The organism is Enterobacter sp. TMH.L2, from assembly GCF_050847315.1.
GTDB lineage: Bacteria > Pseudomonadota > Gammaproteobacteria > Enterobacterales > Enterobacteriaceae > Cedecea.
Window position 1 is genome coordinate 1,067,275 of record NZ_CP193791.1, and the last position, 26,602, is coordinate 1,093,876.

A 26,602-nucleotide genomic window follows, 5' to 3' on the forward strand; every position below is an offset into this window, starting at 1 on the left:
CCTGAACTCAGGCTTTACGATTCTGTAATGCGATAAAGAGGATCAGCACCGCGCCCCAGAGCGCCATGGTCAAATAGCTGCTGATCCCCAGCAAATTAAAGCCGCTTTCCAGCATTTGCAGCACAATGAGCGCCAGCACCAGGCCGATAATGCGGCCAAATCCGCCGTCCGGGTTTATGCCGCCCAGCACAGAAGCAAGGATGGTGACCAGCAGATAAGACTCACCGTACCCGGCTTTGGCGGAGTTGAACTTGGCCATCATCAGAATGGCGGCCACCCAGCCGAGCAGCGCGGAAATCACGTACACCGATATCTGCACCCGCACGGTGTTAACGCCGCTGAAGCGCGTGGCCTGTTCGTTGGAGCCGACCAGATAAAGGCTGCGCCCCAGCGTGGTGTGCTCCAGCAATACCCAGAGTAGGACGGCAACCAGCAGGAACAGCAGCAGCGCGACCGGAATGCCGAGCAGCGTGGCGTTACCCAGGTACTGAATTGCCGTCGGGAAGCCGGAAATCACCGTACCGTTAGACAGCAAAATATTGAGGCCGGAAATCAGCGTCATGGTGCCGAGCGTAGCCAGAATAGGCGAAACACCGACCCAGGCGACCAGCGCGCCGTTTAGCGTGCCGATAGCCACCGCCACGGCAATACCCGCCAGCAGCGCCAGCGCAAAGAACAGCGGGTTATCCGGGTGGCTGACGATAATGGCCGCCATCACCAGCGAACAGGCGTTCGCCCCGGCAATAATCGACAGGTTGATCCCGCCGGTCAGCATTGTCATTCCCATACCCAGCGCCAGCATGCCAAGAATAGGCAACTGAGAGCCGATGGACTGGAAGTTGGCGAGGCTAAAGAAGCGCCCGCCCAGCAGCAGCGAAAACGCCACGGCAACCACCACAATAATCACGCACTGCAGCCGGATGATGGCGTCACCGGGTAAAAATCTGGCGAAGGTTTTCATCTCAAAGCTCCCTTGCGAGTTTGCGTTTTTCATTCCAGGCCGTGGCGCTGATGCTGACCAGGATAATCACGCCGCTGAACACGGCGTGCCAGTAAGAGGACACGCTCAGCAGCGTCAGACCGTTTTGTAAGAATGCCAGCAGGATAACCCCGAGCAGGGTGCCGGTGAGCGTCCCGCGCCCGCCGCTCATGCTTGTCCCGCCGAGCACGACCGCCGCCAGGACCGTTAGCTCAAAGCCCAGCAGCGAGTTTGGGGCAACGGACTGGGTGATCTGCGCCTGAACGACGGCGGCAATACCGGCCAGAATCCCCATATAGCCGTAGACGTAGAAGTGCAGCTTAAGCAGGTTCATCCCCAGCCGGGACGCCGCCTCGCGGTTGCCGCCCATGGCATAAATCTGGCGGCCAAGGCGCGTGTAGTTCATCAGCACGGCGGTAAAGATAATCACTGCGGCCAGGCACAGCAGCGGCAGGGTTAACCCGTACTGGTAACCGTCTTTGGCGGTGAAAGAGAACCAGTTAATGCCGTTCATAAACCAGTCCGGGAAGCCGTACAGCCACGTGCCTTTGGTGAGGTAAACCAGCAGGCCGTAGTAAACGTTGAGGGTGGCAATGGTGATGATGATCGCCGGGACCCGCAGCCAGTAAACCAGGAAGCCGTTGATAAGCCCGAGCAGCAGCCCCACGGCAATGGAAATCACCAGCGCCAGCGCAAAATTACCGCCGTGGGCAATGACCCAGCTTGCCATCACGTACTGGGCAATAGCGGTCATCGCCGGGAACGAAATATCAATCCCTCCGGAAATTAGCACCACAAACAGCCCGCAGGCCAGAATACCGAGAATGGCGTAGCTGGTGGCGACATCCGTCAGGTTACCGAGGGACAAAAACTCATCGGTGCTGATACTCAGGCCAACGGCCAGAGCCACCACCAGAAGACCCAGCCAGAACTCATGTTGCCCGGCCAGGCGGGAAAAACGAGGGTTATTCATTGACCACCTCAGCAATGTCCTGCTCGCTACTGCGATGAGGATTAAACTCTGCGACCAGCTCTCCCCGGCGCATCACCAGCACGCGGTGGCTGTTGTAATACGCCTCAGGGATTTCATCGCAAATCATCAGTACCGCCAGCCCCTGTTCCGCCAGGGAACGGGCGATTTGGTAAATACCTTCTTTATTGGCGATATCCACGCCAACCGTGGGCGAGTCGAGAATCAATATTTGTGGGTTAGTCGCTACCCATTTGGCGATAGCAATCCTTTGGGCGTTGCCGCCAGAAAGGGTTTTTACCGGCAGCCCGGCATCGGAGACTTTGATGTTTAGCTCACGAATAAGATCGGCCACCAGATGACGGGCTTTTTCATGATCGAGCAGGCCGCTGCGGGTATGAAGCCTGTCGAAGACCGTGACAATCGTGTTGTCGTAGATCGACTGCTCCATGATCAGGCCTTGAGTCAGGCGATCTTCTGACACGTAGCCGATGCCGTGTTTGATCGCATCGTGGTTATTGCGAAACGTTACCGGCACGCCGTCGATCAGCATTTCACCGCTTTGCGGCCGCGTCATGCCGAACAGGCTCATGCACAGTTCGGTGCGGCCCGACCCGAGCAGGCCGACGATGGAAACAATCTCGCCGCTGCGCAGCGACAGATTGATGTTGTGGTATTTGCCCTTGCGGCTGAGGCCGCGCAGCTCCAGCATCGGCTGTTTTTCTACCGGAGGTTTTTCCGGCAGCGGGCTGTAGTGGAAGCGTTGCCCGGTCATCAGGAACGCAAGCTCGTTGCTGTCCAGCTCGCTGGCCTGCCAGGTGCCGACCAGCTTCCCGTCGCGCATCACGCTAATGCGGTCGGCGACTTCCATCACTTCGTCCAGACGGTGGCTGACAAACACCACGCAAATCCCGTCCGCTTTGAGTTCATTCACCACCCGCAGCAGGCCGTTAACCTCCTGGCGGGTAAGCGACGCAGTGGGTTCGTCCATAATAACCAGCCGGGCGTCAGCGGCAATGGCGCGGCAAATCGCCACCAGTTGGCGATCGGCTATCGAGAGTTTTTCGACTTTTTTGTCCGGGTCGAGCGTGACGCCAATGCGCTGCATGGCCGCCAGCGCCTGGGCTTTCATCACGCTGCGGTTAACCCACAGGCTGCCGCCGGGCTGATAGCGGTGCACGGCGATATTCTCGGCCACGCTGAAATTGGGGAACAGCGACAGATCCTGGTAGATCACCTGGATGCCGTAATGCGCGGAAAGCGTGGGCGTCAGGCTGTGAAACAGTTTGCCGTCGAGGGCAATCTGCGCCCCTTTTTCCGGATGATAGACGCCGGAAATCACTTTGATGATCGTGCTTTTACCGCAGCCGTTTTGCCCGGCCAGGCAATGAACTTCGCCTTTTCTGAGCGTCAGATTGACGTTATCCAGCGCCCGCACGCCCGGGAATTGCTTGCTGATATTCTCAAGAGTGATAAATGCGGATGTGTCGGTCATGGGTAATGCCCCTGCCGGCGCCCGACGTGGGCGCCACAAAATAATCTTGTTGGAGAATGCCGGTCGGCTGACCGGCATTCCGGTTTCCCTGGTGTTGGCGGAGTGCCTTAGAAACCGAGTGACTGAGCGTTATCTTTGGTGACTTCGAGGATCTTGTTAAAACGGATCACTTTCTTATCCATGTCGACATCGGCCTTGCCCAGACCGTCAATGGTCAGGTCTTTGGTCACGGCTTTGCCCTGCAGCAGCTGATCGGCCACGGTAACCAGTGCGTAACCGGCATCTTTAGGATCCCACAGCAGCGCTTTTTTAATGTCGCCGCGCATCAGGTAAGGTGCCGCCTGGCCCGGCATGGCAATGCCGACAACCGCCAGTTTGTCCTTCGCACGTTTCTTCTGTACCGCCTGGCCCGCGCCGATTGGGCCGAGGGAGCCAAAGCCAATCACGCCCTTCATCTGTGGATACGTTTTCATCAGATCGAGCGTGGTGGAATAGGATTTGTCGATGCTCTCCGCCACCGGCAGGCGCGAAGTCACTTCGAACATATCCGGGTATTTTTCTTTCTGATATTTAATGGCGGAATCCGCCCAGGCGTTGTGCAGCGGCACGGTCAGCGACCCGACGTAAATCGCATAGCCGCCTTTGCCACCCATGTCTTTTGCCAGCTCGTCCATGTTGGCCTGAGCATATTTTTCGCTGTCGATGGTTTCGATATCCCACTGGCCGATCTGCTGGTCAGGGGATTCATGCGTCAGCACCACGATGCCCTGATCGCGCGCTTTTTTCAGTACTGGCTCCAGTACTTTGGCATCGTTAGGCACCACAATAATGGCATTCACTTTCTTGGCGATCAGATCCTCAATCACCTTCACCTGCTGAGCCGGATCGGGCGTTGAGGCCCCGGTCTGGTAAGCGTTAACGTTGAGTTTTTTTGCCGCTTCGTTGACGCCGGTTTCCATCCGGTTAAACCATGGGATCCCGGTGACTTTCGCCACCACTGCGATTTCATACTTATCCGCCGCAACGGCCGTACCGGACAACATGCATGCAGAAATCAGGGTTGCACTGAGTAATGCGAGTTTGAATTTCATAGGTGTACCTTTTTTATTAGGGACTGAGGCATGTCACGGAGAGGAGACTAGCAACGAAGGGAAGAGGGAATGAATCGCAGTTTTTCTAAATGTGATGCACGCCCATTATTGTTTGTTTTTAGATCTAGTTTAGTTAAAAAATGGTTAAATATATGATGTTTTTTTAAACTGGACGGACATGGTGGTGTTAATTAATAGTCAGTAATGAAACATATAAGCAACAATTAATAAACAATTTGCCGTTAAGGGGACGTTTTTGGCAGCAAAGAGGGCGCAAGCCAGCAAAAAAATGTTACGAAATTGTGAGCTGAAGCGTATCAAGCAAAATGAGCGGGAAACAAATGAAAAAGGCCGCATTAGCGGCCTTTAAGTGAGGCAGAAATTTAGCGCTTATCGACGGAAATCGCGCCAGGGCCGGTGACCGCCAGCAGCAGGAAACCACCAGCTATGCTGATGTTTTTATAGAAGTTAATCATATTAGGCATCACTGCATCCCCGGTCATATTCCAGTAATGGTGACCGATAAGCGCCGTGCCGAGGGTATAAAACACAAACAAAATGGCCAGCGGGCGGGTAAAGAACCCGATGATCACCAGGATAGCGGCAACAACTTCCATAAACACCGCAATCGCGGCGGCTAGCGTCGGGAGTGGGGTGCCAAGATGCTCCATATACGCCACGGTGCCGCTGAATCCGCTGAGCTTCGGCAAGCCGAAAATAATGAACAGCAGAATCAACGCAATACGGGCAATAAGCAGGATCAGGGCACGAGATTGACCAAAATCGAAATAGCGGAGTGTGTTCATAGCGGGCTCGCCTGTAGTGGACTCAATTTAAAGTTAATACACAACTTCCGAGCCTGCCATTGCCGCTGCGCCTCTACCGCGTTGTTTGTGTTAATGAATGTTTTTATTAATGACGCCCGACGCCATCTCGTTATTCCATCAGCGCAGTCTCGGCATATAAATAACCAATCCCCATCACCTGCTGAGCGCGGGTGAGCTGCCCGAAGTTTATTTGCGTGGCGTGACTCTTCAGGCCATCACCGTGGTCGAACGGATTAAAACCAATGCGCTGTTTAATGGCGCTCAGCCAGTTTTCGCCAAACTCGCAGCTGCGGCCATAGAACCAGATCTGGTTAATGTTGAGAGTATTAAGGAAGTTATACAGGCTAAGCCCAATCGCATTGGCCGAATCTTCTACCCAGCGGGCGACCCTTTCATCCCCGGCATGCAGCGCCTGAACCAGCTGCCGGGAAGTGAGCTTTTCCGGATCGTGCTGCTGCGCCTCAGGGTGCGTTTTGAGCCAGATACGGGCCTGTTTTTTCAGCGCGCTGAGCGAAGCCACGGTTTCCAGGCAGCCATAGCGCCCGCAGTCGCAGGCCATGCCGTCCGGGTTAACTATGGTGTGGCCAATTTGCCCGCTGCCGTACAGATTGCCGCGATAGATTTGCCCGTTGATCACAAACGAAGAGCCGATGCCGTAATCCACGTTAAGCACGCAGAAATCTTCCCGGTTGCCGTTGTTTTGCCACTTTTCTGCCAGGGCCAGCATCACGCAGTCGTTATCCAGCCTGACTTCGACGTTCAGCTTCTCTTCCAGCAGGTATTTAATTTCCACTGCCTCCCTCCAGGGAGCTTGCGGCATAGTTTGTGACACGCCGGTCACCGGATCTACCTGTCCGTGTATGCCCAGCGCGAGATTGATCGTTTTTTTCGGCCAGCTTTTTCGCTGTTGCTGCCAGATTGCTTCGATGGCCGACAGCAGTATCTGGGGAGAAGGGGCCACAATAGCGCGGCGCTCAAAGTCGGCTATAGGCGAAAGCTGGGCGTTGCACAGCTGGCTCTCGATGCTGGTGGGGGTGACGTTCATGCAGAGGATGTAATTCCCCTCCGGCGGGATCTGGTAGCTGCCGCTGTTCAGCCCCCGGCTGCTGAGGTTTTCGCTGGAGTGGCTAAGTTTGCCCTCATCGACCAGTTCCTCAAGGATGTTGCTGACGGCCGGAATGGACAGCCCGGTGTAGCGGGCAAACTGCGATTTACTCAGCTGCTTGTGTCGCCATACCAGCGTCATCAGCGTTTGTCGGTTGAGCTGACGTACCCGCTGATTATTGAAACCTGACTGCTGCATGTTTACTAAACCTCATTAACTGTATTGCGTGAGCATTGAGCGATTAAATCATAATCAGCTGCTCCAGACTGTTGGCAATCCCCCATTCACTGTTATTTGTTTACTGGAGAGTTGCTATGTACGGAGCCGTTAAAGTCTGGCAGGAAACGATCTCACTCCCTACCTGGACCACCGGAGCAGAGGATCCCAACCCGATGTTCCTGGAAAATCGTGTCTATCAGGGATCTTCCGGTGCGGTTTACCCCTATGGCGTCATAGACACCCTGACCGGTAAACGTGAAATGCGTGAGTATCAGGCGGTTTGGCTGGAGAACGATTTCATTCGCGTCATGCTGCTGCCGGAGCTGGGCGGGCGTATTCACCGAGCCTGGGACAAAGTGATGGGGCGCGATTTCGTGTACTACAACGAAGTGGTCAAACCCGCGCTGGTGGGCCTGATTGGGCCGTGGATCTCCGGTGGGATCGAATTCAACTGGCCTCAGCACCACCGCCCGACCACTTTTCTGCCGGTAGACGTGACCTTCCAGCAGCACGAAAGTGGGGCGCAAACCGTCTGGCTGGGGGAAGTGGAGCCGATGCGCGGCCTGCAGGTGATGACCGGGTTTACGCTTTACCCGGAAAAAGCGCTGATTGAAATTACCGGCAAAGTCTTTAACGGCAACGCCACGCCGCGCCACTTCCTGTGGTGGGCTAATCCGGCGGTGAAGGGCGGTGACGACCATCAGAGCGTATTCCCGCCGGACGTGACCGCGGTGTTTGACCACGGCAAACGCGACGTTTCCGCCTTCCCGATTGCCCACGGCACCTACTACAAAGTGGATTACTCCGCGGGCGTGGATATCTCGCGCTACAAAAACATCCCGGTGCCAACCTCTTACATGGCCGATAAGTCGAATTACGATTTTGTTGGGGCCTACCACCACGGCGAACAGGGCGGTCTGCTGCACATTGCCGATCACCATGTATCGCCGGGCAAAAAGCAGTGGACCTGGGGCAACTGCGACTTTGGCCTGGCCTGGGATCGCAATCTGACCGACACCAACGGCCCGTACATCGAGCTGATGACAGGCGTGTTCACCGACAACCAACCGGACTTTACCTGGCTGGCGCCATTTGAAGAAAAAGTGTTTGTGCAAAACTTCCTGCCTTACAGCAAGCTGGGGACGCTGCAAAACGCCAGCACCGATGCGGCCATCAAGCTTGAGCGTGAGCAGGGCAGGCTGGAACTCGGCGTCTACGCCATTTCCCCGCTGGAAGCGGTGACGCTGCGTCTTGAAAGCGACGGCGTAGTCCTGTGGCAAACGCCGCTCAGCCTGAAACCGGCGGAAGCCTGGCTGCATCAACTGACGGATGACTGGCCGCAGCGGCTGACGCTGAGCTTACTCAACGCGCAAGGCGAAGTGGTGCTCAGCTACCTGGAACACATCGCGGAAGAGCTGCCTCTGCCGCAGGCGGCGCAGGCCCCGGCTAAGCCTGAACAGATCGCTAACTGCGACGAGCTTTATTTCATTGGCCAGCATCTGGAGCAGTATCTGCACGCCAGCCGGTCAGCCTTCGACTACTACCGGCGAGCGCTGGACATTGATCCGCTCGATTCCCGCTGTAACGTCGCCCTGGGCACGCTCGAATTCAACCGGGGCAACTGGCGAAAAGCCAAAGAGCACGCCGACGCGGCGCTGCAGCGCGCCCACCGCCTGAACAAAAACCCGCAAAATGGCGATGCCAGCCAGCTTCTCGGCTCGGCGAAAGAGCGCCTGGGCGACTACGACGGCGCCTTCGATGCTTACTACAAGGCCAGCTGGAGCGGCAACTGCCGGGATGCGGCATTTTATGCCCTGGCCCGTCTGGCAATGCGCAAAGGGGAGACGGCTCGCGCATTAGCGCTGGTGTCCCAAAGCCTGCAGTTCAACGCCTCGAATAACCTCGCAATGGGGCTGAAAGCGCTGGCGCTGTCTCAGCAAGGAGAAAAAGCGACGGCGCTGGCGTGGATTGAGCAGCAGCTTGCCGTCTGGCCGCTGAGTTATGCCCTGCATTATGCCCGCTGGGCGATAACCCAGAGTGAAGGTGACAAGCAAAAGCTGCGGCAGGTGACCGGCCAGCGCGGCACTAACGCCAGCGTTTTGGCCGGCTGGCTGATGAGCTTTGGGGCAGAACATGCCGCACGTGAACTGCTCACCGTGCTGAATGCCCAGGAAACGATGCCGCTGCTGTGGCAGGCCTCGCTGGAATCCGATCCACAGCGCCAGCAAAACTATCTCGTGCAGGCTCGGGAGCAGTTTACCGCCCGGGTTCGCTTCCCTAACACGCTGGATGAAGTGCAAATGCTGATGCGCCTCCCGCAGGATGGTTTTGCGCAGTATCTGCTGGGCTGCTTCTGGTACAGCAAACGTCGCTATGCAGAGGCGCTAACCTGCTGGGCATTCTGCGCTGAACAGATGCCTGAGTTTGCCTCCGTGCAGCGCGTGCTGGCGATTCATGCCTGGAACAAAGAGCAGGACGTTCAGCGAGCTGAAACGCTGCTGCAGCGTGCCGTTGATCTCGAACCTGATAATGCGCGCTTCCTGTTTGAACTCGACTTCCTGCTGAAGCTGAATGGCCGCGCACCAGAGGAGCGTCTTACCCGTCTGGAGGCGAAGCGTGACGTTGCGCTAAAACGTGACGATCTCACTGCCGAGCTGCTGAGCCTGTGGAACCAGCATGGCAAGCAGGAAGCTGCCGCGAAGGTGCTGGCTGAACGCAAGTTCCACCCGTGGGAAGGCGGCGAGGGCAAAGTGACGGGGCAGTACATTATCAGCCAACAGCGGCTTGCCCTGGCCAGTATGTCTGCCGGCCATTACGGCCAGGCGGAGGAGCTGCTGCAACAGGCGCTGAGCTACCCGGAAAACCTCGGCGAAGGCCGTCTGGTCGGGCAAACCGACAACGATATCTGGTATCTGCTTGGGTGCTGTGCGCAGCTCCTGCAGCGTCACGAACGGGGGAAATCTTACTTCCAGCAGGCGTTGAAGGGCGGGAGTTCCCTGGCGGCCGGGCGCTACTACAACGACCAGCCCGTGGACTACCTCTTCTATCAGGCTATGGCCCTCAAACAGCTGGGTGAGCTTGAGGCGGCCCATCAGCAATTCAAAGCCTTTGTTGACTGGGCGCAGGCGCACCGTGCCGACGGGGTTGAGGCCGATTTCTTCGCCGTTTCCCTGCCGGACCTGATTGCGCTCAACGGCGACCCGCGGAAACAACATCAGCAGCATTGCCTGTTTGTGGAGGCGCTTGGATGGCTCGGCCTGGGGGATATCGCCGCCTTCAACCAGCGGGTGGAAGCCCTGCTGACCCTTAACCCGGCCCATGACAAGGCGCATCTGCTGCGTCAGGCCCTTAGCACCGGCGTACTTTAACAATAACTGGCGGGCGACGATGAGCGCCCGCTCCCTTACCCTACAAATACAAGATGAGGATCGACCATGGAAAGTGTGCAATCGCAACTACGCATGGGTTACGTCTGGACCATCTGTCTGGTGGCCGCCTGTGGTGGGCTGTTGTTTGGTTATGACTGGGTGGTTATCGGCGGGGCAAAACCGTTCTACGAAGCCTATTTTTCTATTACCGACCCGGCCGTTTCCGGGTGGGCAATGAGCTCTGCCCTGGTGGGATGTATTCTTGGGGCGATACTCTCCGGCTGGTGTGCCGACAAGTTTGGCCGCAAAATCCCCCTTATTCTTGCCGCAATTATGTTTACCGCGTCTGCCTGGGGCACCGCAGTGGCAAGTCACTTCGATATGTTTGTTCTCTGGCGCATTGTCGGCGGGGTGGGGATTGGCCTCGCTTCGGCGCTTAGTCCGATGTATATCGCAGAAATCAGCCCGGCGGCACAGCGCGGGCGCTTTGTGGCGGTCAACCAGCTCACCATTGTGGTTGGGGTGCTGGCGGCGCAGCTGATTAACCTGATGATTGCCGAGCCGGTTGCCAGCCAGGCAACGATGCAGGAAATCAGCGCCAGCTGGAACGGGCAGGTGGGCTGGCGCTGGATGTTTGGCTTTGAAGCCTTCCCGGCGGTGGTCTTTTTGATCCTGATGTTTTTTGTGCCTGAGTCACCTCGCTGGCTGGTGCGCGCCGGGAAAAACGAACGCGCTCACCAAATGCTGAGCCGCATCGGCAGTAAAGCCTATGCCGATGCAACGCTGAAAGATATTCAGGAAACGTTAAGCAAGGACACACAAAAAGTGTCGTGGTCCGCGCTTTGGGCACCGAAGGTTCGCCCGATCATCGTGATTGGTATGGTGCTGGCGGTGTTCCAGCAGTGGTGCGGGATTAACGTTATCTTCAACTATGCGCAGGAGATTTTTGCCTCCGCCGGGTTCGACATTAACAGCACGCTGAAATCGATTGTTGCGACCGGCCTGATTAACCTGGTGTTCACCCTCGCCGCGTTGCCGCTGGTGGACAAAATTGGCCGCCGCAAATTGATGCTGTTTGGTGCCGCTGGGCTGACAATTATCTATGCGCTGATTGGTGCCGCCTACGGCCTGGGTATTCTGGGGCTGCCGGTCCTGATTCTGGTGCTGGCCGCCATCGCCACCTATGCGCTGACGCTGGCCCCGGTAACGTGGGTGCTGTTGGCGGAAATCTTCCCGAACCGCGTTCGCGGCCTCGCGATGTCGCTGGGGACATTAGCGCTGTGGGTCGCCTGCTTCCTGCTGACTTACACTTTCCCTCTGCTGAATGCAGGCCTGGGCGCATCCGGCAGCTTCCTGCTGTACGGCGTTATCTGTGCCGCTGGCTTTATCTACGTGCGCCGCTTCGTGCCGGAAACCAAAGGCGTGAGCCTCGAAGCGCTGGAGCAGCAGCTGGCTGAAGGCCGCGTGAATGCTTCTCCCGCGCGGGCCGCAAAGGCGCTACGCTAATGGACACTCTGCACCTGCAAAATGATTTTCTTAGTTTGACTGTTGCCCCGCAGGGGGCCTCAGTTCTCAGCTTTGAATCTCTCAGGCACGGGAAACCGATTTTTCATCCGGCGAACCCGGCGCTGTTTCCAATGCTGCCGCTGGCTAATCGGGTGGCCGGGAACGCTTTCCATCTGCACGGCGAGCGAATCCAGCTGCCAGACAGCCTCGTCGATGAGCACTTTTTCCTGCACGGGGATGGTTGGCAAAAGCTTTGGCACGTTGAGCAGTACGAAGCTGAGTCTGTCACCTTGAGCCTGTGCAGCCAGTATCCCTGCGGTTTTCACTATCTGGCAAATCTGACTTACCGCCTGGCAGGCAACAGGCTGTTCACCCGGCTTGAGCTGAAGCACACTGGCGAGAAGCCGATGATATACGGGCTGGGTTTGCATCCTTATTTTGCGCTGGAGCCAGCCAGCCAGGTGCAGTTTTCCGCCAGCGGCTACTGGCCCGAAGGCGAGCAGCACCTGCCTTTGGCCTGGGAAGGGACGTTCACCCCGCAGGCAGATTTTTCCCGTGCAAAAACGCCGGAGAACAAGTGGCTTAACGTGGGGTATTCCGGCTGGAGCGGCAGGGCGGTTATTACCCACTCGGAGATGAGCATTTGTCTGCGTAGCCCGGCGGCCTGTTTGATGGTATTCAGCATGGGGAACCAGCCGTTTATCTGTCTTGAACCGCAAACGCATCCGGTCAACGCGCACAACCAGGCGGGGATGCCGGGTTTAGTCATGCTGGAGACGGGCCAGGCCACGCATCTGGAGATGGAGATTGAGGTGAGCTAACGCGCAATAGCCATTATTTTGATGTGTGTTATTGCGCTGTTAATGTTTGCTTGCATGCCAGCCGGCTATCCCCGACACTATCGCCTCCAAAACGGGAGGGATCATGGTTTTGCATTCCACGCGCTGGCTGGCGCTCAGTTACTTTACCTACTTCTTTAGCTATGGCGTATTTTTACCGTTCTGGAGCGTCTGGCTCAAAGGCGTCGGGCTTCCCCCGGAAACTATCGGATTGCTGTTAGGCTCAGGGCTGATTGCCCGTTTCCTCGGCAGTTTATTATTAGCCCCCCGCGTGACCGATCCTTCCCGCCTTGTTGTCGCCCTTCGGCTGTTAGCCCTTGCCACACTAATTTTTGCCGCCGGTTTCTGGCTGGGCCATGCCGCGCTCTGGCTGCTGCTCACGATGGTGGGCTTTAACCTGTTCTTCTCGCCGCTGGTGCCGCTGACCGATGCGCTGGCGGGGACCTGGCAGCGGCAAATGCCGCTGGATTATGGCCGGGTGCGGCTCTGGGGATCGCTGGCGTTTGTCATCGGCTCGGCCATTACCGGCAAGCTGGTGAGCGAGTTCAGCTCTCAGGCTATTCTGGTCCTGCTGACCCTTGGCGCGGCGTCGATGCTGATTGGCATGATGCTGCGGCCTTCCATTATGCCTCAGGGAGAAACCCGGCATCAGGCTTCAGCTGGCTGGCCAGCCTGGAAAGGGCTGATTATCAGCGCCTGGCGTTTTCTGGCCTGTGTTTCTCTGCTGCAGGGCGCGCATGCGGCCTACTACGGTTTTAGCGCGATTTACTGGCAGGGGGCAGGCTATTCCGCTTCCGTTGTGGGCTATTTATGGTCGCTGGGCGTGGTGGCGGAAATCGTTATCTTTGCCCTCAGCAACAAATTGTTCCGCCGCTGGAGCGCCAGAGATTTGCTGCTGTTGTCCACCGTGACCAGCATTATTCGCTGGAGCCTGATGGCAAGCACCACCGAACTTCCGTGGCTGATTGTGGCGCAGATCCTGCACTGCGGCAGCTTCACGATTTGCCACCTGGCGGCGATGCGCTATATCTCTGCCCGCAAAGGCGGGGAGGTGATCCGCCTGCAGGCCGTTTACTCCGCAGTGGCGATGGGCGGCGGTATCGCCGTGATGACGATTTTCTCGGGCTTCCTCTATCAGCATTTGCAGGGCGGGATGTTCTGGATCATGGCGCTGGTGGCGGCCCCGGCGCTGTTCCTGCGGCCCAAAGTCGCCGCAGTCAGCCCGGTTGCGGAAAGCTAAGCCTCTAACAGTGCTTTGATGCGCTGCTGCTGGTGTTCACCCAGCGGCAGCGTGGCGTGAATGAGCGGGGGAGAAAACAGCGGCAGCGAGGTCGCGTAGGGCGTAATAACCAGCACCACTTCACGCGGGGCGCCCTGGCTTTGAAATTGCTGCACCGCCAGATATTTAATGTTGAGCGGCAGCAGGGTCAGCTCGCGCAGCTGCTGCTCAATTTTCTGTTCCAGCTCGCGATCGTCGGCCGTCAGCAGTAACACCTGTTTTTCCTGAATGTCACTTTCCTGCATCAGCCAGGCACCAAAGATCACCGCGACCAGGCCCCTTTCCGCATCGGAAAACTGAATCCCATAATGCTGTTCAAAATCCGCAAGCACTTCTCGCGAGGTTCGCATTAGCCTCGGATAAAGACGCGTGATCTCTTCGGGCAGGCTGTGGTCGATGCCGATATTAAAGTGGCAGCGGTTCAGCGCCTGGGCGAGGTGAATATAAAGCTGATCGCTCAGCCCTTGTTCATCGCTAAAAGAAAGCCCGGCCTGACGGCGGAAACGTTCGATCATCCGTGCGATTTCATTGTGTAACCGGGCATCCTGTTCATGTTCGTCATTAATCGGATCGGGAATTCTGAGCAGTTGAAACAGCAGGGCCAGGAAATGCTGTTCATCAACGTCTGCGGGCTGCATGACGCGGCGCTTCCAGTGGCGGGCTATTTCCTGGGCGACAACAAATTCAGGCCGCATCTGGCTCCACTCGCGCTGCTGCTGCGTCAGGACTGGCGCATTGCCGGAGTGATGCTGATGCAGACAATACTGCAAAAACAGCGTCAGGAACTGGCTGTCCCGGCTGTCGTACTGCCTTTTTAAACGGCGACCACACAGATTCACCAGCGCACGTAAATTAGTTTCGTCATACAGCGCCTTGATAAGCCCCAGATGCTTTAGCTGGGACTTTAGTGCCGGACTAAAGTGGTTTTGCACAAACTGCGGGCAAAGGCGCAGCGAACGTCGCAGCCAGTGCAGCAGACAGAGGCGGCGGTCAAGGACTGTGCCTTCAATCCGGTAGCTGCCGTCCTGCTGCTGCGTCAGGGAGAGACGGTGATAACTCTGGATCTCATGGCCCGTGTCGGCTATATCTTGCAGGGTTTGCCTCTGATCCACGCCGTTAAGGCTGGCAATGACCTCCGGCGTGACGATCTGCTCCGGGAGATAGAGCATCAGAAGCAGGTGGCAGCGGCGCTGCGAACTGGATAGCACAGAGGGCGGCGGCGTCAGTAAAGTCATCATCTGGCTGTCCCAATGTGGTGTCAGAAGTTAAGAATAGCTAAAGGTTTCGGCCAATATATTGCCCTTTTTAGTTTTTCATCACGGAATTACGGCTGGCTCACAGAATTTAAATCTTGAGGGAAGCATGAGCGACAAAAGAATCAGCCTGAAAGGAGTAGCCTTGCTGCTGGCAGGGTTTTCAGCGACAAGCGTGCAGGCGCATCCCCACAGTTTTATCTCTATCGTCACCACGCCTGTGGTTGATCAGGGGCAGCTGACGGGGCTAAAAATGCAGTGGACGATGGACGACATTACTTCAGCAGATCTGTTGTATGACGCCGGCGACGCCAAGCCGGGGTCGCCGGTGTGGAAGAAGCTGGCGGCGGAAGTGATGGCTAATGTGCTGGGCCAGCACTACTTTACCGAGTTCTGGCATAACAAAGAGAAGGTGAAGTTTGGCAATTTGCCGCCGGAATATGGCCTGAGCCGTAGCAATCATCAGGCGGTGCTGACGTTTGTTCTGCCGCTGGCGCATCCGCAGCCGCTCAAAGGACAGACATACCGTTTCTCAACCTTCGACCCGACTTATTTTGTCGACATGAGTTATGACCACGATGGGGACGTGCATCTGCCGCAGGAGCTGGCCTCAAGCTGTAAAGTTGCCGTGCATACGCCAAAGCCCAGCGAAGAAACTCTGCTGTTCGCGCAGTCGCTGGATAAAGCTGACGCCCCGCCGGAGGACATGGACTTAGGGAAACTGTTTGCTCAGGAGGTGACGCTGGCATGTCAATAATCACCGCTTCTTCTCCCGTCCGCCGCTGGGGCCATCTGTGGCCGCTGGCGCTGTTTATGCTGCTTGCCGCCGCCGGGCTTTATGCCTTGTGGTTTTACTGGCCGCAAATCTTGCTTAGTTCGGCCGTCTGGCAGCGTTCAATCAATCAGGAATTAAGCGGGCTGCTGCGTCAGGTGGCGGACAACCCCGCTCGCGCAGGCTTATCGCTGCTCTCTTTCAGTTTTGTCTACGGCGTGCTCCATGCGCTGGGGCCGGGGCACGGCAAAATCGTCATCAGCACCTGGCTTGCTACCCATCCCTCAAAAATTAAAAGCAGCCTCGGTTTGACCTTTGCCGCGTCTTTATTGCAGGGGCTGGTGGCTATTGCGCTGGTGGTCGTGGTGCTGGGCGTTCTCGCTTTGCCTTCCCGGCAGCTTCATCTCAGCAGCTTCTGGCTGGAGAAGGGCAGCTATCTGCTTGTCGGGTTCTTGGGCCTTTTGCTGAGCTGGCGGGCGCTGCGGCGTTTACAGGTTCAGTTACGCCGCAAACCCAAATTTACCTCGTTTACGCCGCATGATGTGCATGACGCTAACTGCGGCTGTGGGCATCAGCACGTCCCGGACGAAAAACAGCTGACTGCGGGAAGCGACTGGCGGGCCAGGCTGATGATTGTCCTGTCGATGGGCATGCGCCCCTGTTCTGGCGCGATTATGGTGCTGCTGTTCAGCAAGGTGATCGGGGTCTTTAGCTGGGGCGTGCTGTCTGCGCTGGCGATGGCGGCAGGTACTTCGATCACCATTTCCGGCCTGGCGCTGCTGGTGCACAGCTTCCGTGCGCTGGCGGTTCGCTTAAGCGGGAACCGGGCCCCGGTGCTGTGGCGGCAGGTAGGCTGGTCAACGCTTGCACTGGCGGGAGGAATTGTCCTGGTCGTGGCCGCGCTGATTATGTGGCTGAGCGCCCAGCCGATGGCGCGAGGTATTCGGCCTTTCTGAACGGGTAGCTAAATGCGGGCATAAAAAAATCCCCTCGCCGTAAAGCTGAGGGGATTTTTGTTTTTGCCTCTTCTTTATTGAAGATCAGGCAAAAAAGCTTAGCGCTTCAGCGCTTCACTCAGTTCTTCACGCATGGTAGCCAGCATGGCTTTCACAACGCGCGGGTTACCGGCGACGATGTTCCCGGTCGTCAGGTAGTTATGGCCGCCGGTGAAATCACACACGATGCTGCCGGATTCACGAGCCAGCAGTTCACCTGCGGCGAAATCCCATGGCTTCAGGCCAATCTCGAAGAAACCGTCCACGCGGCCAGCGGCAACGTAGGCCAGGTCCAGCGCAGCGGAACCGGTGCGGCGGAAGTCTGCACACTGGGTGAACAGTTTACCAACGATGTTGATGTAAGGAGTCGCGTGCTGCTTCACTTTGAACGGGAAGCCGGTCGCCAGAACGGTGCCGTCCAGGTCGCGTGCGTTGCTGCCGCGCAGGCGGTAGCCGTTAAGCTGGGCGCCCTGGCCACGGGTCGCGGTGAACAGTTCGTTACGCATTGGATCGTAAACAACGGCAACTTCAGTGCGGCCTTTGATACGAACAGCGATAGAAACGGAGAAATGTGGCAGACGTTTGATGAAGTTGGTGGTGCCATCCAGCGGATCGATAACCCATTGCACGTCCTGATCTTCGCCTGCATGTTCACCGCTTTCTTCGGTGATGATGGTGTGCTGCGGGTAAGATTTGCGGATTGTGTCGATAATAATCGCTTCTGCAGCTTTATCGACGTTAGTCACAAAGTCATTGCTGCCTTTCTGACTGCTTTCTACGGAGTCTGGTGTTTCGTAGTGTTTGGCAATTACATTACCCGCCTTGCGCGCAGCACGCACGGCGATGGTCAACATTGGATGTTGCATCGGTCTCTCTCGCTGGATGTTAAAGAACGGAAATCGCGGCGGAGTATAGCAGAGCGTTCGGAATATGTCCCAGGGTTATGATAAGATATTGCGATATTCTTCCCAGGCTATGAATGACAATGCTGCAAAACGTACGAATCGTGCTGGTCGAAACCTCGCATACCGGCAACATGGGCTCCGTGGCTCGTGCTATGAAAACCATGGGCTTAACTAACCTGTGGCTGGTCAATCCGCTGGTCAAACCGGACTCCCAGGCCATCGCCCTGGCTGCTGGCGCCAGTGATGTTATTGGCGATGCTCAGATCGTCGATACGCTTGATGAAGCGCTGGCAGGATGCAGCCTGGTGGTCGGCACCAGCGCGCGCTCCCGCACTCTGCCGTGGCCGATGCTGGACCCGCGCGAATGCGGTTTAAAAAGCATCAGCGAAGCGCAGCATGCGCCAGTGGCAATCGTCTTTGGCCGCGAACGCGTGGGCCTGACCAACGAGGAGCTGCAAAAATGCCATTATCACGTTGCCATTCAGGCGAACCCGGAATACAGCTCCCTTAACCTCGCGATGGCGGTTCAGATCCTCGCCTATGAAGTGCGTATTGCCTGGCTCGCCACGCAAGAGCAGCCGGAAGCGGCTAAAGAAGAGGAAGACGCCCCTTATCCGCTGGTGGATGACTTAGAGCGTTTCTACGTGCATCTCGAAAAAGCGCTGCAGGAAAGCGGTTTCATTCGCCCAACCCATCCGGGCCAGGTGATGAGCCGACTGCGCCGTCTGTTTACCCGTGCACGCCCGGAAAGTCAGGAATTAAACATCCTGCGCGGCATGCTGGCGTCGCTGGAAAACCCAAAAAAATCGGGCCAATAATACTTGAGTAAAATGGTAGGTTAAATAGTTGACCATTTTACTCAGGAATGTCAGACTTGCGTCCTGCTATGTGACAATCACACTTTTAAAAACCCCCGGCTCGAGGGGCTATTTGAGGTTAAGTAAGACATGAGACTGACATCAAAAGGGCGCTACGCCGTAACCGCGATGCTTGACGTTGCGCTGAACTCTGAATCGGGCCCGGTTCCGTTGGCTGATATTTCTGAACGTCAGGGTATTTCACTCTCCTACCTGGAGCAGCTGTTCTCCCGCCTGCGTAAAAATGGCCTGGTGGCCAGCGTGCGCGGTCCTGGCGGTGGTTATCTGTTAGGTAAAGACGCGAGCAGCATCGCCGTAGGCGAAGTGATTAGCGCCGTTGATGAGTCCGTAGACGCCACCCGTTGCCAGGGTAAAGGCGGCTGCCAGGGCGGCGATAAGTGCCTGACTCACGCGCTGTGGCGCGACTTGAGCGATCGCCTGACCGGCTTCCTGAATAACATCACCCTGGGTGAACTGGTTAACAACCAGGAAGTGCTGGACGTGTCCGATCGTCAACATAGTGAAAATCATCGCAGCACCCGTTCTCAAGACGCTATTGACGTCAAACTGCGCGCATAAGCAGAAGAACAAGAATTTTAGAATCAGGTTGAGGGAGCGGTGCTCCCTGTCTATAACGGCAACATATTTTAAGCCTGATTCTTCGCATTGAAGTGATGTACGGAGCTTAAGAGCAATGAAATTACCGATTTACCTCGACTACTCCGCAACCACGCCGGTAGACCCGCGTGTTGCTGAGAAGATGATGCAGTTTTTAACGATGGACGGCACCTTCGGTAACCCGGCCTCTCGTTCCCACCGTTTTGGCTGGCAGGCTGAAGAAGCCGTTGATATTGCCCGTAACCAAATCGCTGAACTGGTTGGCGCAGACCCGCGTGAAATCGTCTTCACCTCCGGCGCAACCGAGTCAGACAACCTGGCTATCAAAGGTGCGGCTAACTTCTATCAGAAGAAAGGCAAGCACATCATCACCGCCAAAACCGAACACAAAGCCGTGCTGGACACCTGTCGCCAGCTTGAGCGTGAAGGGTTTGAAGTGACTTATCTGGCGCCGCAGAGCAACGGTATCGTTGACCTGAAGCAGCTGGAAGCCGCTATGCGTGAAGACACTATTCTGGTGTCCATCATGCACGTTAACAACGAAATCGGCGTGGTGCAGGATATCGCGGCTATCGGCGAAATGTGCCGTTCCCGTGGCATTATCTTCCACGTTGATGCTACCCAGAGCGTGGGCAAACTGCCTATCGATCTGAGCCAGCTGAAAGTTGACCTGATGTCCTTCTCCGGCCACAAAATTTACGGGCCGAAAGGGATCGGTGCGCTGTACGTGCGTCGCAAACCGCGTATCCGTATCGAAGCGCAGATTCACGGCGGGGGTCACGAGCGCGGCATGCGTTCCGGTACGCTGCCTGTGCATCAGATCGTCGGCATGGGTGAAGCTTACCGTATCGCAAAAGAAGAGATGGAGACCGAAATGGCCCGTCTGCGCACGCTGCGTAACCGTCTGTGGAACGGCGTGAAAGATATGGAAGAAGTTTACCTGAACGGTGACCTGGAGCATGGCGCGCCAAACATCCTCAACGTCAGCTTTAACTACGTTGAAGGCGAGTCGCTGATCATGGCGCTGAAAGACCTCGCGGTCTCTTCGGGCTCAGCCTGTACTTCCGCTAGCCTCGAGCCATCCTACGTGCTGCGTGCGCTGGGGATGAGCGATGAACTGGCACACAGCTCTATCCGTTTCTCTCTGGGTCGTTTCACCACTGAAGAAGAGATCGATTACACCATCGAGCTGGTACGTAAATCCATTGGCCGTCTGCGCGACCTTTCTCCGCTGTGGGAAATGTTCAAACAGGGCGTGGATCTTAATTCCATCGAATGGGCTCATCACTGATCGTTCGTCAGGACGTCGATTTCAGATTCTGGAGAAGTAAAAATGGCTTACAGCGAAAAAGTAATTGATCACTACGAAAACCCACGCAACGTTGGCTCTTTTGACAACAGCGACGACAGCGTAGGTTCTGGCATGGTGGGTGCACCGGCCTGTGGCGACGTGATGAAGTTGCAGATTAAAGTCAACAATGACGGTATCATTGAAGACGCGCGTTTCAAAACCTACGGCTGCGGTTCGGCGATTGCGTCCAGCTCGCTGGTGACCGAGTGGGTGAAGGGCAAGTCCCTGGACGAAGCGCAGGCGATCAAAAACACCGACATCGCAGACGAACTCGAACTGCCGCCGGTGAAAATTCACTGCTCAATCCTGGCTGAAGACGCTATCAAAGCGGCCATCGCGGATTACAAAAGCAAACGTGAAACAAAATAACTCTAACGCATTCGAGCTTGCTGCCCGGCAGCGGCTCGAAGTATGACGAGTTAAAATTTTTATTGAGGTTGTTGTATGTCGATTACCCTTAGCGACAGCGCCGCTGCCCGTGTAAGTGCCTTCCTGACCAACCGCGGTAAAGGGTTTGGTTTGCGTCTGGGTGTGCGCACATCAGGCTGCTCTGGGATGGCTTATGTTCTCGAATTTGTTGATGCACCGATGGCGGATGACACCGTGTTCGAGGACAAAGGCGTGAAGGTGGTTGTCGATGGTAAAAGCCTGCAATTCTTAAACGGGACCGAGCTCGACTTCGTCAAAGAAGGCCTTAACGAAGGGTTTAAGTTCACTAACCCAAACGTGAAGGATGAGTGTGGCTGCGGCGAAAGCTTCCACGTCTGATCCCGCGCAATTCCCCACTGGCTCTGGCCCGTGGGGATTTTGCTTTACCACACAGCACTTACCTGACCTGAACCCGAGTCTGTTATGGATTATTTTACCCTGTTTGGGCTGACGCCAGGCTACACCCTGAACACCGAGCAACTGGCCAGCCGTTACCAGGAGCTGCAGCGTCAGTTCCACCCGGACAAATACGCCAGCCGCCCTCAGGCAGAACAGCTTCTGGCCGTGAGCCAGTCCGCCACTATCAACCAGGCCTGGCAGACGCTGCGTGACCCGCTTGCCCGCGCCGAATACATCCTGTCACTGAACGGTTTCGACCTCGCGAATGAACAGCATACCGTGCGCGACACCGCGTTCCTGATGGAACAGCTGGAGCTGCGTGAAGAGCTGGACGATATCGAGCAGGCGAAAGACAGCGACAAGCTTGAAAGCTTTGCCTCGCGCGTAAAAACGATGGTGAAAAACCGCAGCGCGCAGATGGTGCAGCAGCTGGATGACCAGCAGTGGGAACAGGCGGCGGACACTGTGCGCAAGCTGCGTTTCCTCGATAAATTGCAGAGCCAAATTGAACAACTAGAAGAAAAGCTGCTCGACTTTTAACGCCTGAACTCAGGCCCGATTTTTGGAAGCGATACATGGCCTTATTACAAATTAGTGAGCCTGGCATGATGGCAGCGCCGCACCAGCGCAGGCTGGCTGCGGGCATCGACCTTGGCACCACCAACTCGCTGGTGGCTACCGTTCGCAGCGGCCAGGCCGAAACCCTAGCCGACCATGAAGGCCGCCACCTGCTGCCTTCCGTGGTGCATTATCAGCAGCAAGAGCATATCGTTGGTTTTGACGCTCGCGCGCTTGCCGCGCAGGATCCCGCGAATACCATTAGCTCGGTAAAACGTATGATGGGCCGCTCTCTGGCGGACATCCTGACGCGTTATCCTCATCTTCCGTATCGCCTGCAGGCCAGTGAAAACGGCCTGCCGATGATTGAAACGCCTGCTGGCCTGCTGAACCCGGTACGCATCTCTGCCGACATCCTGAAATCGCTCTCCGCACGAGCCAGTGAAACCCTGGAAGGGGAACTGGATGGCGTGGTGATCACGGTGCCAGCCTATTTTGACGATGCGCAGCGCCAGGGCACCAAAGACGCTGCTCGCCTTGCCGGGCTGCACGTTCTTCGTTTGCTGAACGAACCTACCGCCGCGGCGATTGCCTACGGCCTGGATTCCGGTAAAGAAGGCGTTATTGCCGTTTACGATCTGGGCGGTGGGACGTTTGACATCTCCATCCTGCGCCTGAGCCGCGGTGTGTTTGAAGTGCTGGCTACCGGCGGTGATTCCGCGCTGGGCGGCGATGACTTCGACCATCTTCTGGCCGACTGGCTGCGTGAGCAGGCCGGGATTGCCGACCGTAGCGACGACCGCGTGCAGCGCCAGCTTCTGGACGCCGCCATCGCCGCCAAAATCGCGCTTAGCGATGCCGCCACCGCTAGTGTAGAAGTGGCTGGCTGGCAGGGCGAAGTCACCCGCGAGCAGTTCAACGAGCTTATCTCTTCTCTGGTTAAACGGACGCTGCTGTCCTGCCGTCGCGCGTTGAAAGACGCGGGCGTGGAAGCAGAAGATGTACTGGAAGTGGTGATGGTCGGCGGCTCAACCCGCGTACCGTTGGTACGTGAGCGCGTAGGCGAGTTCTTTGGCCGCATGCCGTTAACCTCTATCGACCCGGATAAAGTTGTTGCCATCGGCGCGGCCATTCAGGCCGATATTCTGGTGGGCAACAAGCCGGACAGTGAAATGCTGTTGCTGGATGTGATTCCGTTGTCCCTTGGCCTGGAAACGATGGGCGGCCTGGTCGAGAAGGTTATCCCGCGTAACACCACCATCCCGGTGGCCCGCGCGCAGGAATTCACCACCTTCAAAGACGGCCAGACAGCGATGGCTATCCACGTGCTGCAGGGCGAGCGTGAACTCGTTCAGGACTGCCGTTCATTGGCGCGTTTTACCCTGCGTGGCATTCCGGCAATGTCCGCGGGCGGAGCCCACATTCGCGTCACCTTCCAGGTCGATGCCGATGGCCTGCTGAGCGTGACGGCGATGGAAAAATCCACCGGCGTTGAATCTTCAATCCAGGTGAAACCTTCTTATGGCCTGAGCGATGGCGAAATTGCCAGTATGATTCAGGATTCCATGAGTTACGCCGAGCATGACGTGCAGGCACGCATGCTGGCCGAGCAAAAAGTCGAAGCTGCCCGCGTGCTGGAAAGTTTGACCAGCGCGTTGACGGCGGATGCCGCGCTGCTAAGCGCCGCAGAGCGTGCCGACATTGATGCCGCGATGGCCGCGTTAAGCGCTGCTGCCGCAGGCGAAGATGCCGACGCTATTCAAAATGAAATCAAAAACGTAGACAAGCAAACCCAGGAATTCGCCGCACGTCGTATGGATCAATCGATCCGTAAAGCGCTGACCGGCCATTCTGTGGACGAGGTTTAATATGCCAAAGATTGTTTTTCTGCCTCATCAGGACCTGTGTCCGGATGGCGCAGTTCTGGAAGCGAAGCAAGGTGAAACCATTCTCGACGTTGCGCTGCGCAACGGCATTGAGATTGAACACGCCTGTGAGAAGTCCTGCGCCTGCACCACCTGCCACTGCGTAGTGCGTGAAGGTTTTGATTCCCTCGCGGAAAGCACCGAAGACGAAGACGACATGCTGGATAAAGCATGGGGTCTGGAGCCGGAAAGCCGCCTGAGCTGCCAGGCTCGCGTCAGCGACGAAGACCTGGTGGTTGAGATGCCGCGTTACACCATTAACCACGCACGCGAACACTAACGGGAGTCGCCATGGGACTGAAATGGACCGACAGCCGCGAAATCGGCGAGGCGCTGTACGACAGCCGTCCGGATCTCGATCCTAAGACGGTGCGTTTCACCGATATGCACCAGTGGATCTGCGAGCTGGAAGAGTTTGATGACGATCCGAACGCTTCTAACGAGAAAGTACTGGAAGCGATTTTACTTGTCTGGTTAGATGAAGCTGAATGATACACGGGCTGCCTTGGGCGGCCCGTTTTTGCATTTTGCCTGTGCTGAATAATGAAGGATTGGAAAATGACTGAAGCCATGAAAATCACCCTTTCCACGCAGCCAGCGGACGCACGCTGGGGCGAAAAGGCGACGTATAGCATTAACAATGACGGCATTACCCTACACCTGACCGGCAAAGATGATCTCGGTCTGATCCAGCGCGCGGCGCGCAAAATTGACGGCCAGGGGCTGAAGCACGTCCAGCTGGCTGGTGAAGGCTGGGACGTTGAGAAAAGCTGGGCTTTCTGGCAGGGCTATCGTGCCCCAAAAGGCACCCGCAAAATTGACTGGGCGGTGCTGAGCGAAACCGAGCAGAAAGAGCTGGATAACCGCCTGAAAGTGATCGACTGGGTTCGCCATACCATCAACACCCCGGCCGAAGAGCTTGGCCCTGAGCAGCTTGCTTCCCGCGCGGTAGATCTGCTGTGCGATGTCGCCTGCGACCACGTGTCTTACCGCATCACCAAGGGCGAAGACCTGCGTGAGCAGAACTATGCCGGTATCCACACCGTTGGCCGTGGCTCAGACCGTGCCCCTGTGCTGCTGGCGCTGGACTACAACCCAACCGGCAATCCGGATGCACCGGTTTATGCGAGCCTGGTCGGGAAGGGCATTACCTTTGACTCCGGCGGCTACAGCATCAAGCAGACCGCGTTTATGGATTCCATGAAATCCGATATGGGTGGCGCCGCGACTATCACTGGCGCACTGGCTCTGGCCATCACTCGTGGCCTGAACAAGCGCGTTAAGCTGTTCCTTTGCTGTGCGGATAACATGATCAGCGGCAACGCCATGAAGCTGGGTGACATCATCACCTACCGCAACGGCAAAACCGTTGAAGTGATGAACACCGATGCCGAAGGGCGACTGGTGCTGGCTGATGGCCTGATTGACGCCGCAGCACAGAAACCAGAGCTGATCATCGACTGCGCGACCCTGACAGGGGCAGCAAAAACGGCCCTGGGTAACGACTACCATGCGCTGTTCAGCTTTGATGACAAGCTGGCTGCCCGCCTGCTGGCAAGCGCGGCGGAAGAAAACGAGCCGTTCTGGCGCCTGCCGTTGGCTGAATTCCACCGCAGCCAGCTGCCGTCTAACTTCGCCGAATTGAACAATACCGCGAACGCCTCTTACCCTGCGGGAGCGAGCACGGCGGCAGGTTTCCTGTCTCACTTTGTGGAAAACTACTACGAAGGCTGGCTGCACGTTGACTGTTCTGCGACTTACCGTAAAGGTGCCGTTGAGCAGTGGTCTGCTGGTGCGACCGGTCTCGGCGTGCGTGCGATCGCCAATCTGCTGTTAGCGAAGTAATATTGCCCCTCACCCCGGCCCTCTCCCCATAGGGGAGAGGGAGAAAAAAGTTCGGAGGGAGTCAACACCGACAGTCTCTCTCTGGAAGGGGAGACACTTTGAGTGGTTCTCCTCTCCCTTTCAGGAAGAGAGACTCTGAACTGTTCCCTCTCCCTACCAGGGAGAGGGTTAGGGTGAGGGTAAACCCCTTAAGCGTTATCCCGGAATCACAATGTCAGAAACAAAGAACGAATTAGAAACCCTGCTTGAGCAGGCGGCAACCGAGCCGGCGCATCGCCCGGCATTTTTCCGTACCCTGCTGGAATCCACCGTTTGGGTGCCGGGCAATGCGGCAGAAGGTGAAGCGATTGACGCCGATAGCGCGGTTGAACTGCAGCACTGGGAAAAAGAAGACGGCACTTCGGTGATCCCTTTCTTCACCTCCCTGGAAGCTTTGCAGGAAGCGGTCAGTCACGAGCAGGCGTTTGTGGTAATGCCCGTGCGCACTTTATTTGAAATGACGCTGGGTGAAGCGCTGTTCCTCAACGCCAAACTGCCGACAGGCAAAGAATTTACGCCAAATGAAATCAGCCATCTGGTCAGCGCGGAAAGCGATCCACTGAGCCAGCAGGAAGTGCTGGAGGGCGGTACTTCACTGCTGCTTTCCGAAGTTGCTGAACCGCCAGCGCAGATGGTTGACTCTCTGACCACGTTGTTTAAAAACCTGAAAACGATCAAACGTGCGTTTATCTGCTCCATCAAAGAACAGGCGGACGAAGAGCCAAACCTGCTGATTGGCATTGAGGCCGACGGCGACATCGAGGCGATTATTCGTCAGGCCGGAAGCGTAGCCACCGATACGTTGCCGGGCGATGAGCCGGTTGATATCTGCCAGGTTGTTGAAGGCGAGAAGGGTATCAGCCACTTTATGATTGCCCACATCACGCCGTTCTATGAACGCCGTTGGGGCAGCTTCCTGCGCGACTTCAAGCAAAACCGCATTATTTAACGGCCGGTTATACATATTCTAAGGGAGGC

General features: G+C 56.7%; 25 protein-coding genes. 17 read left to right on the forward strand and 8 right to left on the reverse strand.

Annotation, left to right across the window (positions count from 1 at the left end; all coding sequences use genetic code 11):
* Positions 1-7: 7 nt before the first annotated feature.
* The 6 genes from ACREYP_RS05210 to ACREYP_RS05235 all read right to left on the reverse strand — a co-directional run bounded on the left by ACREYP_RS05210 (position 8) and on the right by ACREYP_RS05235 (position 6,665).
* Positions 8-961 (reverse strand): ABC transporter permease, encoded by a 954-nt coding sequence (locus ACREYP_RS05210; RefSeq protein WP_336819118.1) that lies wholly within the window; start codon positions 959-961, stop codon positions 8-10.
* Between the two features lies 1 nt (position 962).
* Entirely contained in the window at positions 963-1,952 is a 990-nt protein-coding gene (locus tag ACREYP_RS05215) for an ABC transporter permease (RefSeq protein WP_039305740.1), read from the reverse strand.
* Positions 1,945-3,444 carry a sugar ABC transporter ATP-binding protein gene (locus tag ACREYP_RS05220; RefSeq protein WP_008459447.1) on the reverse strand — a complete coding sequence of 500 codons (1,500 nt, stop codon included), beginning with the start codon at positions 3,442-3,444 and terminating at the stop codon, positions 1,945-1,947. The genes ACREYP_RS05215 and ACREYP_RS05220 overlap by 8 nt, the downstream gene beginning before the upstream one ends.
* 107 nt (positions 3,445-3,551) lie before the next feature.
* On the reverse strand, positions 3,552-4,535 hold the full coding sequence (locus ACREYP_RS05225) for an autoinducer 2 ABC transporter substrate-binding protein (RefSeq protein ID WP_008459446.1): 984 nt from the start codon (positions 4,533-4,535) through the stop codon (positions 3,552-3,554).
* 383 nt (positions 4,536-4,918) lie between these two features.
* On the reverse strand, positions 4,919-5,341 hold the full coding sequence (locus ACREYP_RS05230; protein ID WP_008459445.1) for a DoxX family protein: 423 nt from the start codon (positions 5,339-5,341) through the stop codon (positions 4,919-4,921).
* A 130-nt stretch (positions 5,342-5,471) separates the two neighbouring features.
* Positions 5,472-6,665, reverse strand: coding sequence for an ROK family protein (locus ACREYP_RS05235; RefSeq protein ID WP_336819119.1), 1,194 nt, complete (start codon positions 6,663-6,665; stop codon positions 5,472-5,474).
* 116 nt (positions 6,666-6,781) lie between these two features.
* Between ACREYP_RS05235 and ACREYP_RS05240 the strand changes: the two genes are divergently transcribed.
* From ACREYP_RS05240 to ACREYP_RS05255, 4 genes are all read left to right on the forward strand, one after another.
* A complete protein-coding gene (locus tag ACREYP_RS05240) occupies positions 6,782-10,054 on the forward strand; it encodes a DUF5107 domain-containing protein (RefSeq protein ID WP_498881177.1) in 3,273 nt (1,090 codons plus the stop codon).
* A 66-nt stretch (positions 10,055-10,120) separates the two neighbouring features.
* Entirely contained in the window at positions 10,121-11,560 is a 1,440-nt protein-coding gene (locus ACREYP_RS05245) for a sugar porter family MFS transporter (RefSeq protein ID WP_336819122.1), read from the forward strand.
* Positions 11,560-12,381 (forward strand): aldose 1-epimerase, encoded by an 822-nt coding sequence (locus ACREYP_RS05250; RefSeq protein ID WP_336819123.1) that lies wholly within the window; start codon positions 11,560-11,562, stop codon positions 12,379-12,381. The genes ACREYP_RS05245 and ACREYP_RS05250 overlap by 1 nt, the downstream gene beginning before the upstream one ends.
* Positions 12,382-12,484: 103 nt before the next feature.
* Positions 12,485-13,639 carry a 3-phenylpropionate MFS transporter gene (locus ACREYP_RS05255; RefSeq protein WP_336819124.1) on the forward strand — a complete coding sequence of 385 codons (1,155 nt, stop codon included), beginning with the start codon at positions 12,485-12,487 and terminating at the stop codon, positions 13,637-13,639.
* Here the strand turns inward: ACREYP_RS05255 and csiE are convergent.
* Positions 13,636-14,916 carry a stationary phase inducible protein CsiE gene (gene csiE, locus ACREYP_RS05260; protein WP_008459437.1) on the reverse strand — a complete coding sequence of 427 codons (1,281 nt, stop codon included), beginning with the start codon at positions 14,914-14,916 and terminating at the stop codon, positions 13,636-13,638. The genes ACREYP_RS05255 and csiE overlap by 4 nt on opposite strands.
* A gap of 124 nt (positions 14,917-15,040) precedes the next feature.
* Between csiE and ACREYP_RS05265 the strand changes: the two genes are divergently transcribed.
* Entirely contained in the window at positions 15,041-15,688 is a 648-nt protein-coding gene (locus ACREYP_RS05265) for a DUF1007 family protein (RefSeq protein ID WP_336819125.1), read from the forward strand.
* Positions 15,679-16,659 (forward strand): nickel/cobalt transporter, encoded by a 981-nt coding sequence (locus ACREYP_RS05270; protein ID WP_336819126.1) that lies wholly within the window; start codon positions 15,679-15,681, stop codon positions 16,657-16,659. Before ACREYP_RS05265 ends, ACREYP_RS05270 begins: the two co-directional genes overlap by 10 nt.
* Before the next feature lie 98 nt (positions 16,660-16,757).
* On the opposite strand, the gene suhB is transcribed toward ACREYP_RS05270, so the two are convergent.
* Positions 16,758-17,564 (reverse strand): inositol-1-monophosphatase, encoded by an 807-nt coding sequence (gene suhB / locus ACREYP_RS05275; protein WP_085938908.1) that lies wholly within the window; start codon positions 17,562-17,564, stop codon positions 16,758-16,760.
* 119 nt (positions 17,565-17,683) lie between these two features.
* Between suhB and trmJ the strand changes: the two genes are divergently transcribed.
* From trmJ to sseB, 11 genes are all read left to right on the forward strand, one after another.
* Entirely contained in the window at positions 17,684-18,421 is a 738-nt protein-coding gene (trmJ, locus tag ACREYP_RS05280; protein ID WP_008459431.1) for a tRNA (cytosine(32)/uridine(32)-2'-O)-methyltransferase TrmJ, read from the forward strand.
* 129 nt (positions 18,422-18,550) lie between these two features.
* The gene (iscR, locus tag ACREYP_RS05285) at positions 18,551-19,039 is read left to right on the forward strand and encodes a Fe-S cluster assembly transcriptional regulator IscR (protein WP_008459430.1); all 489 of its coding nucleotides are present in this window, start codon (positions 18,551-18,553) and stop codon (positions 19,037-19,039) included.
* Positions 19,040-19,154: 115 nt separating this feature from the next.
* Complete coding sequence (gene iscS / locus ACREYP_RS05290) at positions 19,155-20,369, forward strand: cysteine desulfurase (RefSeq protein ID WP_008459429.1); 1,215 nt, start codon at positions 19,155-19,157, stop codon at positions 20,367-20,369.
* 42 nt (positions 20,370-20,411) lie between these two features.
* Positions 20,412-20,798: a Fe-S cluster assembly scaffold IscU gene (gene iscU, locus ACREYP_RS05295; RefSeq protein WP_008459428.1), complete on the forward strand. Its 387-nt coding sequence runs from the start codon at positions 20,412-20,414 to the stop codon at positions 20,796-20,798.
* Positions 20,799-20,873: 75 nt separating this feature from the next.
* On the forward strand, positions 20,874-21,197 hold the full coding sequence (gene iscA, locus ACREYP_RS05300) for an iron-sulfur cluster assembly protein IscA (RefSeq protein ID WP_008459427.1): 324 nt from the start codon (positions 20,874-20,876) through the stop codon (positions 21,195-21,197).
* Between the two features lie 84 nt (positions 21,198-21,281).
* Positions 21,282-21,797: a co-chaperone HscB gene (gene hscB / locus ACREYP_RS05305; RefSeq protein WP_336819127.1), complete on the forward strand. Its 516-nt coding sequence runs from the start codon at positions 21,282-21,284 to the stop codon at positions 21,795-21,797.
* A gap of 35 nt (positions 21,798-21,832) precedes the next feature.
* Positions 21,833-23,683: a Fe-S protein assembly chaperone HscA gene (gene hscA / locus ACREYP_RS05310; protein WP_336819128.1), complete on the forward strand. Its 1,851-nt coding sequence runs from the start codon at positions 21,833-21,835 to the stop codon at positions 23,681-23,683.
* Position 23,684: 1 nt separating this feature from the next.
* Positions 23,685-24,020 carry an ISC system 2Fe-2S type ferredoxin gene (gene fdx, locus ACREYP_RS05315; RefSeq protein ID WP_008459424.1) on the forward strand — a complete coding sequence of 112 codons (336 nt, stop codon included), beginning with the start codon at positions 23,685-23,687 and terminating at the stop codon, positions 24,018-24,020.
* Positions 24,021-24,031: 11 nt separating this feature from the next.
* Positions 24,032-24,232 carry a Fe-S cluster assembly protein IscX gene (iscX, locus tag ACREYP_RS05320; protein ID WP_016537752.1) on the forward strand — a complete coding sequence of 67 codons (201 nt, stop codon included), beginning with the start codon at positions 24,032-24,034 and terminating at the stop codon, positions 24,230-24,232.
* A 66-nt stretch (positions 24,233-24,298) separates the two neighbouring features.
* Entirely contained in the window at positions 24,299-25,585 is a 1,287-nt protein-coding gene (gene pepB / locus ACREYP_RS05325; RefSeq protein ID WP_336819129.1) for an aminopeptidase PepB, read from the forward strand.
* Between the two features lie 211 nt (positions 25,586-25,796).
* Positions 25,797-26,573 (forward strand): enhanced serine sensitivity protein SseB, encoded by a 777-nt coding sequence (gene sseB / locus ACREYP_RS05330; protein WP_336819130.1) that lies wholly within the window; start codon positions 25,797-25,799, stop codon positions 26,571-26,573.
* Positions 26,574-26,602 lie beyond the last annotated feature (29 nt).

Excerpts from the sequence above, each read along its gene's own strand:
- iscA (WP_008459427.1), top strand. The coding sequence starts at position 20,874 with ATGTCGATTACCCTTAGCGACAGCGCCGCTGCCCGTGTAAGTGCCTTC.
- iscU (WP_008459428.1), top strand. The coding sequence starts at position 20,412 with ATGGCTTACAGCGAAAAAGTAATTGATCACTACGAAAACCCACGCAAC.
- ACREYP_RS05240 (WP_498881177.1), top strand. The coding sequence starts at position 6,782 with ATGTACGGAGCCGTTAAAGTCTGGCAGGAAACGATCTCACTCCCTACC.
- ACREYP_RS05255 (WP_336819124.1), top strand. The coding sequence starts at position 12,485 with ATGGTTTTGCATTCCACGCGCTGGCTGGCGCTCAGTTACTTTACCTAC.
- ACREYP_RS05265 (WP_336819125.1), top strand. The coding sequence starts at position 15,041 with ATGAGCGACAAAAGAATCAGCCTGAAAGGAGTAGCCTTGCTGCTGGCA.
- ACREYP_RS05230 (WP_008459445.1), bottom strand. The coding sequence starts at position 5,341 with ATGAACACACTCCGCTATTTCGATTTTGGTCAATCTCGTGCCCTGATC.
- ACREYP_RS05225 (WP_008459446.1), bottom strand. The coding sequence starts at position 4,535 with ATGAAATTCAAACTCGCATTACTCAGTGCAACCCTGATTTCTGCATGC.
- csiE (WP_008459437.1), bottom strand. The coding sequence starts at position 14,916 with ATGATGACTTTACTGACGCCGCCGCCCTCTGTGCTATCCAGTTCGCAG.
- ACREYP_RS05220 (WP_008459447.1), bottom strand. The coding sequence starts at position 3,444 with ATGACCGACACATCCGCATTTATCACTCTTGAGAATATCAGCAAGCAA.
- fdx (WP_008459424.1), top strand. The coding sequence starts at position 23,685 with ATGCCAAAGATTGTTTTTCTGCCTCATCAGGACCTGTGTCCGGATGGC.
- hscA (WP_336819128.1), top strand. The coding sequence starts at position 21,833 with ATGGCCTTATTACAAATTAGTGAGCCTGGCATGATGGCAGCGCCGCAC.
- ACREYP_RS05270 (WP_336819126.1), top strand. The coding sequence starts at position 15,679 with ATGTCAATAATCACCGCTTCTTCTCCCGTCCGCCGCTGGGGCCATCTG.
- ACREYP_RS05245 (WP_336819122.1), top strand. The coding sequence starts at position 10,121 with ATGGAAAGTGTGCAATCGCAACTACGCATGGGTTACGTCTGGACCATC.
- ACREYP_RS05235 (WP_336819119.1), bottom strand. The coding sequence starts at position 6,665 with ATGCAGCAGTCAGGTTTCAATAATCAGCGGGTACGTCAGCTCAACCGA.
- ACREYP_RS05250 (WP_336819123.1), top strand. The coding sequence starts at position 11,560 with ATGGACACTCTGCACCTGCAAAATGATTTTCTTAGTTTGACTGTTGCC.
- ACREYP_RS05215 (WP_039305740.1), bottom strand. The coding sequence starts at position 1,952 with ATGAATAACCCTCGTTTTTCCCGCCTGGCCGGGCAACATGAGTTCTGG.
- iscS (WP_008459429.1), top strand. The coding sequence starts at position 19,155 with ATGAAATTACCGATTTACCTCGACTACTCCGCAACCACGCCGGTAGAC.
- iscR (WP_008459430.1), top strand. The coding sequence starts at position 18,551 with ATGAGACTGACATCAAAAGGGCGCTACGCCGTAACCGCGATGCTTGAC.
- suhB (WP_085938908.1), bottom strand. The coding sequence starts at position 17,564 with ATGCAACATCCAATGTTGACCATCGCCGTGCGTGCTGCGCGCAAGGCG.
- hscB (WP_336819127.1), top strand. The coding sequence starts at position 21,282 with ATGGATTATTTTACCCTGTTTGGGCTGACGCCAGGCTACACCCTGAAC.
- ACREYP_RS05210 (WP_336819118.1), bottom strand. The coding sequence starts at position 961 with ATGAAAACCTTCGCCAGATTTTTACCCGGTGACGCCATCATCCGGCTG.
- trmJ (WP_008459431.1), top strand. The coding sequence starts at position 17,684 with ATGCTGCAAAACGTACGAATCGTGCTGGTCGAAACCTCGCATACCGGC.
- sseB (WP_336819130.1), top strand. The coding sequence starts at position 25,797 with ATGTCAGAAACAAAGAACGAATTAGAAACCCTGCTTGAGCAGGCGGCA.
- iscX (WP_016537752.1), top strand. The coding sequence starts at position 24,032 with ATGGGACTGAAATGGACCGACAGCCGCGAAATCGGCGAGGCGCTGTAC.
- pepB (WP_336819129.1), top strand. The coding sequence starts at position 24,299 with ATGACTGAAGCCATGAAAATCACCCTTTCCACGCAGCCAGCGGACGCA.